This is a genomic window from Georgenia sp. EYE_87 (assembly GCF_023148685.1).
Classification (GTDB): domain Bacteria; phylum Actinomycetota; class Actinomycetes; order Actinomycetales; family Actinomycetaceae; genus Georgenia.
Genome location: NZ_JAHXNL010000021.1, coordinates 40,564 through 48,712, shown reverse-complemented (window position 1 = coordinate 48,712; position 8,149 = coordinate 40,564). Strand labels below are relative to the sequence as shown.

The window sequence follows — 8,149 nt, the reverse complement described above, 5'->3', positions numbered from 1 at the left end:
ACCGCCCCGGCCGCCAGCCCCGTCGCCGCCGGCGCGGCAGCGAGCCCGGCCGTCACCGGGGCGCCGGTCACCGCCGCCGCGCCCGCCGCTACCGTCCCGCCCGCGGCCAGCGCCCCCGCCGGCGAGGCCGCGCCGCACGACGACGCGAAGGAGGCGCTCAAGCGCGAGCTCGCCGAGCGTGCGCCGCGCGCCGACCACGGCGGGGAGAGCGAGGAGGAGCGCGCACGCCGCGCCCTCGACGCACTCGGCGAGGCCGCGGCCCGCCGTCGTGGCCGCCAGGGTGACGGCGAGCAGGACCAGCAGGGCCAGAACCAGGCCGGACGCACCCGCCGCGACGAGGACGAGCACGGCACCTCCCGCTCGCGCCGTCGCAACCGGGACCGCAACCGGGACCGCAAGCGCCCGCGGGGCGGCCGCGGGAGCGACTTCGCCTTCGACGAGCCCGTCGAGGTCAGCGAGGACGACGTCCTGCTGCCCGTGGCCGGCATCCTCGACGTCCTGGACAACTACGCGTTCGTCCGGACCTCCGGCTACCTGCCCGGCCCGAACGACGTCTACGTGACCCTCGGCCAGGTCAAGAAGAACGGCCTGCGCCGCGGCGACGCGATCACCGGTGCGGTGCGCCAGCCCCACGAGGGCGAGCAGCAGACCGGCCAGCGCCAGAAGTTCAACGCCCTGGTCCGCCTGGACACCGTCAACGGGATGAGCGTCGAGCAGGCGCGCAAGCGCCCGGAGTTCGCCAAGCTGACCCCGCTGTACCCGCAGGAGCAGCTGCGCCTGGAGACCACCCCCAAGGCGATCACGCCCCGCGTCATCGACCTCGTGGCGCCGATCGGCAAGGGCCAGCGCGGCCTGATCGTGGCCCCGCCGAAGGCCGGCAAGACGATCATCATGCAGCAGATCGCCAACGCGATCGCCATCAACAGCCCGCACGTCCACCTCATGGTGGTGCTCGTCGACGAGCGCCCCGAGGAGGTCACGGACATGGAGCGGATGGTCAAGGGCGAGGTCATCGCGTCGACCTTCGACCGCCCGGCGACGGACCACACGATCGTGGCCGAGCTGGCGATCGAGCGGGCCAAGCGGCTGGTCGAGCTGGGCCAGGACGTCGTGGTGCTCCTCGACTCCCTCACCCGCCTCTCCCGCGCCTACAACCTCGCGGCGCCCGCCTCGGGCCGCATCCTCTCCGGCGGTGTGGACGCCTCGGCGCTGTACCCGCCGAAGAAGTTCTTCGGCGCAGCCCGCAACATCGAGAACGGCGGGTCCCTGACGATCCTCGCCTCCGCGCTGGTGGAGACCGGGTCGAAGATGGACGAGGTCATCTTCGAGGAGTTCAAGGGCACCGGGAACATGGAGCTGCGGCTCTCGCGCCAGCTCGCGGACAAGCGCATCTTCCCGGCCGTCGACGTCAACGCCTCCGGCACGCGCCGCGAGGAGCTGCTGATGGCTCCCGAGGAGCTCAAGATCGTGTGGAAGCTGCGCCGCGTCATGGGCGCGCTCGACCAGCAGCAGGCGATCGACCTGCTCCTGGGCAAGCTGCGCGAGACGGGCTCGAACGCCGAGTTCCTCATGACCGTCGCGAAGAACACGCCGTCACCGGCCAACGAGCCGGAGCTCGCCATCCGCTGACGCGGAGAGGTCGGTCACATCCGAGAGGCGTCCGCCCGCACGGGAACACGGGCGGCGCCCGCGGCGTTGCACCGGCGGTACAGCCACCGCCATGCCGTCTGGCACAATGTCTCGTCGGCTTCCGGTTCACGTGCGCGACCAGCGTGCGACCCGGGGCACCAAACGAACCAGGAGAGATTCATGAAGCAGGGCATCCACCCCGAGTACGTGACCACCACCGTCACGTGCACCTGTGGGAACACGTTCACCACCCGCAGCACCGCCACGTCCGGCGAGATCCACGCCGACGTGTGCAGCGCCTGCCACCCGTTCTACACCGGCAAGCAGAAGATCCTCGACACCGGTGGCCGCGTGGCCCGCTTCGAGGCCCGCTACGGCAAGAAGAAGTAGCGCCCCACCAACGCCGGCGGTGACGCCGCGGACCCTGACGGTTCTGCGGCTCCCGCCGGCGTTGTCGTACGCAGGGACCGTCGCAGGGGAGCACCGGAGGTAAGGGCATGAGCGAGGACCTCGCGGCCGTCGAGCCGCTGCTGGCCGAGCACGCCGAGATCGAGCGCGCGCTCGCGGACCCGTCCGTCCACGCGGACGCGGGCCGTGCCCGCACGCTCGGGCGCCGCTACGCCGAGCTGGGACGCGTCGTCCACGCCTTCCGCGCCTGGCAGGCCGCCGAGGGCGACCTCGCCGCCGGCCGTGAGCTCGCCGAGGCGGACGAGGCCTTCGCCGAGGAGCTCCCCGCCCTCGAGGCCGCCCGCGAGTCCGCGGCCGAGGACCTGCGCCGGGTGCTGGTGCCGACCGACCCCGACGACGCCCGCGACGTCATCCTCGAGGTCAAGGCGGGGGAGGGCGGGGAGGAGTCCGCCCTCTTCGCCGGCGACCTGCTGCGCATGTACCTGCGCTACGCCGAGCGCCAGGGCTGGTCGGCGCAGATCATCAGCGCCACCGAGTCCGACCTCGGCGGCTACAAGGACGTCTCGGTCGCCATCAAGGCCAAGGGCGTCCCGCAGGACCCCTCCGAGGGCGTGTGGGCGCACCTGAAGTACGAGGGCGGGGTGCACCGCGTGCAGCGGGTGCCCGTCACCGAGTCGCAGGGCCGCATCCACACCTCCGCGGCGGGCGTCCTCGTGCTGCCGGAGGTGGACGACCCGGGCGAGGTCGAGATCGACGCGAACGACCTGCGCATCGACGTCTACCGCTCCTCCGGTCCCGGCGGGCAGTCCGTGAACACCACCGACTCCGCCGTGCGGATCACCCACGTGCCCACCGGCATCGTGGTGTCGATGCAGAACGAGAAGTCCCAGCTGCAGAACCGCGAGCAGGCCATGCGCGTGCTGCGCGCGCGGCTGCTGGCCGCACGCCAGGAGGAGGCCGACGCGGCCGCCTCCGAGCAGCGCCGCTCCCAGGTGCGCACCGTCGACCGCTCCGAGCGCATCCGCACCTACAACTACCCCGAGAACCGCATCGCGGACCACCGCACCGGGTACAAGGCGTACAACCTCGACCACGTGCTCGACGGCGACCTCGGCCCGGTGATCGCCTCCGCCGTCGAGATGGACGAGGCCGCCCGGCTCGCGGCCGCGGCCTCCGGCCGCGCGTGAGCACGACCGGTGGCGACGGCGGACCGTCCCGGCCCGCCCCGACGTGGCGCCAGGCGGTGGCCGGCGCCGCGGCGATCCTGGCCGAGGCGGGCGTGCCGTCGCCCGAGGTGGACGCCCGGCTCCTCGCCGAGCACCTCCTCGGCGCCCCGCTGGTGCTCGCCCCTGACGTCACCCCCGAGCTGCTCGCCCGGTACGCGGACCTGGTGCGGGGCCGCAGCAGCCGCGTACCGCTCCAGCACCTCACCGGCACCATGGCCTTCCGCCACCTCACGCTCGAGGCCGCGCCCGGGGCGTTCGTCGTCCGCCCGGAGACCGAGGTCGTCGCCGGCGCGGCGATCGAGGCGGCGCGGTCGGTGCGGGGCCGCGCGCCTGTCGTCGTCGACCTGTGCACCGGCTCGGGGGCCATCGCCCTCGCCGTCGCCACCGAGGTCCCCGGCTCGCAGGTGGTCGCCGTCGAGCTCTCGCCCGACGCGCTGGCCCTCGCCCGGCGCAACGTCGACGCGATCGCCCCGGACGTCCGGCTCGTCGCCGGCGACGCCGCGACGGCGCTGCCCGAGCTCGACGGCACCGTCGACGTGGTCGTCTCCAACCCCCCGTACATCCCGCCCGACCAGGTGCCGGTGGACGTCGAGGTGCGCGAGCACGACCCGGACCTGGCCCTCTACGGGGGCGGCCCCGACGGGCTCGACGTGCCCCGCGCCGTCGTCGCGACCGCGGCGCGCCTGCTGCGGCCCGGCGGGACGCTCGTGATGGAGCACGCCGAGGTCCAGTCGGCCGCCGTCCGGGACGTCGTCGCGGCCGCCGGGCTGGTCGACGTCGCTACCGCCACGGACCTGGCCGGCCGCGACCGCTACGTCCGGGCGCGCCGTCCCTGACGTCGTCGGGACGGCTCTCCCGCCCGGCCAGCCACCATGCCGCCAGCGCGCCGAGGGCGACGCCGGCCAGGTCGGCGAGGACGTCGAACGGGTCCCCGCTGCGGGCCGGCAGCACCGTGTGCTGCAGCAGCTCGCTGACGCCCGCGTGCGCCACCCCGAAGACGGCGACGACGGCGGGGGAGAGGCCGGCGCGGAGCCCGGCCAGGGTGACGGCCGCGAACACCGTCGCGTGGACGATCTTGTCCCCGCCCGGCACGGCGACCGCACCGACCTCGGGCACGCGGGGGACGTAGAGGACCACGAGCTGGACCACCACCGCCGCGGCGAGGACGAGGTACCGGGTGCGTCGGCGGGCGGTGGGGCTCATGTCACCGGACAGGATGTCACGCCCGCCGCCGACGCCGTGACAGACTCGTGCGCGTGAGTGTGTACGACTGCCAGGACCCGGAGGGCCGCAGCGCAGGGCTGGACGAGGCCGTCAACGCCCTCGGCCGCGGCGCCCTCGCCGTGATCCCCACCGACACCGTCTACGGCATCGCCGCGGACGCGTTCGACCCCCGCGCCGTCGCCGCGCTGCTCGCCGCGAAGGGGCGCGGCCGCCAGCAGCCGCCGCCGGTGCTCGTCGGCAACGTGGGCACGCTCGACGGGCTCGCCACCGAGGTCCCGGACGTGGTCCGCGACCTCGTCAAGGCGTTCTGGCCCGGTCCGCTCACGGTCATCTGCCTCGCCCAGCCGTCGCTGGCCTGGGACCTCGGCGACACCGACGGCACCGTCGCCCTGCGGATGCCCGCGGACGAGACCGCCCTGGCGCTCCTTCGGAGGACCGGGCCGCTGGCCGTCTCCAGCGCGAACCTCACCGGGCAGCCGGCCGCCACCACCGCCGCGCAGGCCGTGGGCTACTTCGGCGACGACGTCGCCGTCTACCTCGACGCCGGCCGCGCCGGCGGCGGGGTGGCCTCGACCATCGTGGACGCGACGGCGGAGCGCCTGACGATCCTGCGGCAGGGCGCCCTGAGCCGGGAGGAGCTGGCCGCCGTCGCGCCCGAGCTGGCCGCGGACGACCTCGACCGGCCCGACGCGGCGAGCGGCGCCGGACCGGAGGGCGCCGAGCCGCCGGACGGTGACGGCCCGCCGTGAGGGTCTACCTCCTCGTCCTGCTGACCGCGGCGGCGGTCACCTTCCTCGCCACGCCGCTGGTCCGCCGCGTCGCCCTCGCGACCCGCGCCCTGACGCCGGTCCGGGCCCGCGACGTGCACACCGTCCCCACCCCCCGGCTCGGCGGGGTCGCGATGCTCGTGGGGCTGGCGGCCGCCCTGCTCGTCGGCTCCCAGGTGCCGTTCCTGCACGAGGTGTTCTTCGAGACCTCGACGATGTGGGCGATCCTCGGCGGCGCCACGCTCGTCTGCCTCCTCGGCGTCGCGGACGACGTCTGGGACCTGGACTGGATGACCAAGCTCGTCGGCCAGGTCCTCGCCGCCGGTCTCATGGCGTGGCAGGGGGTCCAGCTCATCACCTTCCCGATCTTCGGGCTCACGATCGGCTCCTCCCGGCTCTCGCTGTTCGCGACGATCCTCGTGGTCGTCGTCGCCATCAACGCCGTGAACTTCGTCGACGGGCTCGACGGCCTCGCCGCCGGGATGATCGCCATCGGCGCCGGCGCCTTCTTCGTGTACACCTACCTGCTCACGCGCGACGCCTCGCCGGGCAACTACGCCAACCTGGCGACCGCCGTCATCGCCGCCGTGGTGGGCGTGTGCGTGGGCTTCCTGCCGCACAACTTCCACCCCGCCAAGATCTTCATGGGGGACTCCGGCGCCATGCTGCTCGGGCTCACCGTGGCGGCGGCGGCGATCGTCGTCACCGGGCAGATCGACCCGGCCACGGTGAGCAGCTCGCAGGTGCTGCCGGCCTACGTGCCGATCCTGCTGCCCGTCGCCGTGCTGCTGGTGCCGTTGCTCGACATGACGCTGGCCGTCCTGCGCCGCGTGCGTGCCGGGCACTCGCCGTTCCACCCGGACCGGATGCACCTGCACCACCGGCTGCTCGACCTCGGGCACAGCCACCGGCGGGCCGTGCTGATCATGTACATGTGGGCGGCGGTCGTCTCCTTCAGCGCCGTGGCCCTCGCGGTCTACAGCCCCAGGCAGGTGATCATCGGCACGGTCGCGGCCGTGGCCGTGGCCGTCGCCGTCACGGTGACGCAGCTGCCCGGCCTGCGGGACCGGCGGTCACGGCGGTCGGGGGACGACGTGGCGGTCCCGGCGGCCCCGGTCCCGACGGCGGCGCCCCCCGCCGGGTCTGCCCCGGCGGCGGACGCTCCAGCCCCGGCGGTTCCGACGCCGGGGGTGCCCGTCGCACCCGCCCCGACGGCGCAGGCTGCGGTCCCGTCGCTCGCGACGAGCGGCCCGCCGTCGCCCCGGCCGCTGTGGCGCCGCACCACGTCGGCGGCGACACCTACCACCGCGGCCACAACGACACCGTCCGGGACCGACCGGCGCACCGAGGAGGAACCCCGAGGATGAGCGAGACCCCGAACGAGACCGACCGGGCAGCCCGGAACATGTACGCCCTGATCCTGCGCCGCCTCGGGATCCTGGTGGCGGCCCTCGCGGTGATCGGCTCCGTCGTCGGCTACCTGGTCGCGGGGACGCCCGGCGTATGGGGCGCGCTCATGGGGGCGGGCATCGCCGCGCTCTTCATGGTCGGCACCGTGGTGACGATGATGCTCACCGCCGACAAGCCGCTGCCGGTCGCCACCGCGGCGGGCGTGGGCGGGTGGATCGTCAAGATGGTCGTCCTCTTCGTCGTCCTCCTGCTGGTGCGCGGGAGGGACTTCTACTCGCCGGGCGTCTTCTTCCTCGTCCTCGTGCTGGCCATCGTCGGCTCGCTGGGCATCGAGATGGCGGCGGTCCTGCGTGCGCGCGTGCCGACCGTCGACCTCTCGGGCCGCCCCGAGCGTGGCCCCGAGGAGAGCGGCGCGCGCGACTGACCGGTGCCGGCCGCCCCAGGACCGCCCGCCGGAGCGTCCGGCGGCTCTGAGACGGTGTCCGGAGCACTCCTTCCGATGCGTTAGGCTCGTTCTCGTTCCCAGCACACGGTCCGTCGTCGGACGTGCCCGGGGGACGCACCCGTGCCCGGCCCGAGCCACTAGGGGGACACACTGTCTGCCGCATCGCTGCTGTCGTCCAGCACCTCCGCCGTCGTGCTCGCCGCCGAGGAGGGCAGCGGGTTCCACGGCCCCACGCTCGCGGACTTCTTCCCGCCGGCCGTCCTCTTCGAGGGGACGATCTTCGAGTTCAACCGGATCACGCTGGTGCGGCTCATCGCCACCGCGATGCTCGTCCTGTTCTTCTGGCTCGCCGCCCGCAAGGTCCGGCTCGTCCCCGGGCGTGCGCAGTCCATGGGCGAGATGGCTGTCGACTTCGTGCGCAAGGGCATCGCCGAGGAGTCGCTCGGACGTGAGATCGGGCGGAAGTACACCCCGGTGCTCGTCGTGATCTTCTTCGGCGTGCTGTTCATGAACATCACGGGCATCGTCCCGTTCCTGAACATCGCCGGCTCGTCCGTCGTGGGCCTGCCGCTGGTGTTCGCGCTGCTGTCCTACGTCACGTTCATCGTGGCCGGTGTCCGGGCCCAGGGCGGGGGACACTTCCTCAAGTCCCAGCTCTTCCCGCCGGGCGTGCCGTGGCCGATCTACCTCATCCTGACGCCGATCGAGTTCCTCTCGACGTTCATCATCCGGCCCGCCACGCTCACCGTCCGTCTCCTGGCCAACATGCTCGCCGGGCACCTGCTGCTCGTGCTCTGCTTCGGGGCGACGAACTACCTCTTCTTCGAGGCGAGCAGCGCCGGGCTGACGATCGCCGGCCTGGGCACCCTTGCCGCCGGCTTCGCGTTCACGCTCTTCGAGATCTTCGTGGCGGTCCTCCAGGCGTACGTCTTCACCGTGCTCACCGCGGTCTACATCCAGCTGTCCGTCGAGTCCCACTAGTTCACGAAGCCGGCGGCCGGGCCCCAAGCGCCCACCGCCGGACAACACCAACGACGTGC

General features: G+C 73.7%; 9 protein-coding genes. 8 read left to right on the top strand and 1 reads right to left on the bottom strand.

Going from position 1 to position 8,149, the window contains the following annotated elements; genetic code table 11:
• The 4 genes from rho to prmC form a co-directional block, all read left to right on the top strand.
• Positions 1 to 1,629, top strand: a 1,629-nt coding sequence (rho, locus tag KZX45_RS19165; RefSeq protein ID WP_248259354.1) for a transcription termination factor Rho, incomplete at its 5' end; no start/stop codon positions are given.
• A gap of 180 nt (positions 1,630 to 1,809) precedes the next feature.
• The gene (rpmE, locus tag KZX45_RS19160; protein ID WP_248259353.1) at positions 1,810 to 2,019 is read left to right on the top strand and encodes a 50S ribosomal protein L31; all 210 of its coding nucleotides are present in this window, start codon (positions 1,810 to 1,812) and stop codon (positions 2,017 to 2,019) included.
• Between the two features lie 107 nt (positions 2,020 to 2,126).
• A complete protein-coding gene (gene prfA / locus KZX45_RS19155) occupies positions 2,127 to 3,224 on the top strand; it encodes a peptide chain release factor 1 (protein WP_248259352.1) in 1,098 nt (365 codons plus the stop codon).
• On the top strand, positions 3,221 to 4,099 hold the full coding sequence (prmC, locus tag KZX45_RS19150) for a peptide chain release factor N(5)-glutamine methyltransferase (protein ID WP_248259351.1): 879 nt from the start codon (positions 3,221 to 3,223) through the stop codon (positions 4,097 to 4,099). The genes prfA and prmC overlap by 4 nt, the downstream gene beginning before the upstream one ends.
• Here the strand turns inward: prmC and KZX45_RS19145 are convergent.
• The gene (locus KZX45_RS19145) at positions 4,044 to 4,466 is read right to left on the bottom strand and encodes a VanZ family protein (protein WP_248259350.1); all 423 of its coding nucleotides are present in this window, start codon (positions 4,464 to 4,466) and stop codon (positions 4,044 to 4,046) included. The two genes, prmC and KZX45_RS19145, sit on opposite strands and share 56 nt — an antisense overlap.
• Before the next feature lie 59 nt (positions 4,467 to 4,525).
• Between KZX45_RS19145 and KZX45_RS19140 the strand changes: the two genes are divergently transcribed.
• The 4 genes from KZX45_RS19140 to atpB all read left to right on the top strand — a co-directional run bounded on the left by KZX45_RS19140 (position 4,526) and on the right by atpB (position 8,090).
• A complete protein-coding gene (locus KZX45_RS19140) occupies positions 4,526 to 5,236 on the top strand; it encodes an L-threonylcarbamoyladenylate synthase (protein ID WP_374112620.1) in 711 nt (236 codons plus the stop codon).
• Positions 5,233 to 6,621: an MraY family glycosyltransferase gene (locus KZX45_RS19135; RefSeq protein ID WP_308221772.1), complete on the top strand. Its 1,389-nt coding sequence runs from the start codon at positions 5,233 to 5,235 to the stop codon at positions 6,619 to 6,621. The genes KZX45_RS19140 and KZX45_RS19135 overlap by 4 nt, the downstream gene beginning before the upstream one ends.
• Positions 6,618 to 7,088 (top strand): hypothetical protein, encoded by a 471-nt coding sequence (locus tag KZX45_RS19130; protein WP_248259348.1) that lies wholly within the window; start codon positions 6,618 to 6,620, stop codon positions 7,086 to 7,088. Before KZX45_RS19135 ends, KZX45_RS19130 begins: the two co-directional genes overlap by 4 nt.
• A 213-nt stretch (positions 7,089 to 7,301) precedes the next feature.
• Positions 7,302 to 8,090 carry a F0F1 ATP synthase subunit A gene (atpB, locus tag KZX45_RS19125; RefSeq protein ID WP_248259347.1) on the top strand — a complete coding sequence of 263 codons (789 nt, stop codon included), beginning with the start codon at positions 7,302 to 7,304 and terminating at the stop codon, positions 8,088 to 8,090.
• The last annotated feature ends 59 nt before the right edge of the window (positions 8,091 to 8,149 follow it).

What these genes read in the sequence shown, in the direction of transcription:
- rpmE (WP_248259353.1), top strand. Translation starts at nt 1,810, where the DNA reads ATGAAGCAGGGCATCCACCCCGAGTACGTGACCACCACCGTCACGTGC.
- prfA (WP_248259352.1), top strand. Translation starts at nt 2,127, where the DNA reads ATGAGCGAGGACCTCGCGGCCGTCGAGCCGCTGCTGGCCGAGCACGCC.
- KZX45_RS19145 (WP_248259350.1), bottom strand. Translation starts at nt 4,466, where the DNA reads ATGAGCCCCACCGCCCGCCGACGCACCCGGTACCTCGTCCTCGCCGCG.
- KZX45_RS19130 (WP_248259348.1), top strand. Translation starts at nt 6,618, where the DNA reads ATGAGCGAGACCCCGAACGAGACCGACCGGGCAGCCCGGAACATGTAC.